2 protein-coding genes are annotated in these 1,302 nt (G+C 51.2%); both read right to left on the bottom strand.

Annotation, left to right across the window (positions count from 1 at the left end; all coding sequences use genetic code 11):
- Nucleotides 1-171: 171 nt before the first annotated feature.
- A complete protein-coding gene (locus tag FW760_RS25985) occupies nucleotides 172-615 on the bottom strand; it encodes a hypothetical protein (RefSeq protein ID WP_054916718.1) in 444 nt (147 codons plus the stop codon).
- The coding region (locus FW760_RS25980; RefSeq protein ID WP_446444113.1) for an RHS repeat domain-containing protein at nucleotides 612-1,302 on the bottom strand (691 nt) is incomplete at its 5' end. The genes FW760_RS25985 and FW760_RS25980, both read right to left, overlap by 4 nt.

The following is a 1,302-nucleotide window of genomic DNA, read 5'->3' as shown; positions in this document are numbered from 1 at the left end:
TGCACCGTGCGGCCCGTATCGCCTTCATCACGCGGCGGGGAGCTTTCCCACGCCAGTGTGTCGCTGGTTCCAGCCCGTGCCGGCCTGCGGCTTGTTCGAATAATGCGCAACCGAATGTATATACTGAGACTAAGGTTTTTCGGTCAATCAACCTCTACCCAGCAAGCAGTATCAAGAACCGATAGTGACGAATACCTCTCCAGTGTCCTCATCATATATACGCCGCGCCACTGCATACTCCGCACCAAACTCTTTCAATATCTTTGAGTTCCAGCTTTCAGAAACTATCAGCGCAACCTCCATAGCTTGCTCCTGAGAAAGCTCATCAAAAACTCCTGTTATCTCAAGCAGATTCATCCAAAATTGAGCTTTTTCTAAGCTTTTGCTCCTGCGCAAGTGACCCTGATATATCTCAAAATCAAATAATTCTTCAACAAACACCTTTCCATCAAAAAGCTTGAAAGATGGCCAAAAAAATCGTGCAAACCAAACAATGAAATCTGATTCCAGACTGTGGCTTACATAAATTGCCCGCAGGTAATCGACCCCTGTTACAACACGATCTTCATTAGCTTTTACGAAAGACGCATAATCAAAAGATGTAATGTTATTCACTTTGTCTTCCCTTTAGGGTATTCGTCTGGTTCAGGATCGCGTACGCGCCCCTTATCTATAAATACACGACCGTCTTGTCTAGTATTTTTTGTTGCTTCTTTAATATTCGGCCTAGGAATATTCCCGTGATCTTTGCCCGAGCCACGGTACTGCTTCCACGTACCGTCCCCGTAGTGTGTCGTGTACTGACCATCAACACCCGGACGCTCAATAATTGAGTGCGGCCTTCCTTCTGCCGCTTCCATTGGCGGCGGCGGTTTGTTTCGAGACTTACATGCCTTTTCACAACCTTCCAACCCCAATGGGTCTACCCAACCCACAGGGTTTGGCGCGTACTGGTGCAGGTTCAGCCCACCCGCATAACTAATCGGGTCCTTGCTAACAAATCGCCCAACCCCCGGATCATAGTACCGATACCGGTTGTAGTGCAGCCCAGTCTCACGGTCGTGATACTGCCCCTGAAACCGTATCGGATTGCTCAGCCCAATCTGCCTGGCCCAGCCCGAGCGCTCCTCTCTTACCTCACCCCACGCCTTGTACTGCCCCGCCCACGCCACCGCCCCATGGTGGTCGGTCAGCTCCATTGGCGTGCCCAGGTGATCGCACTGGTACCACGCAAGCGCGTCAAACGCCTGCGGCGGCATGTGCGTTTGCCACAGCGGGTCCTGGTCGAAGTCGTAACTGCGC

The sequence above is a fragment of the Pseudomonas sp. 1176_21 genome (assembly GCF_052850635.1).
This window is presented reverse-complemented; position numbering and strand designations above follow the sequence as displayed.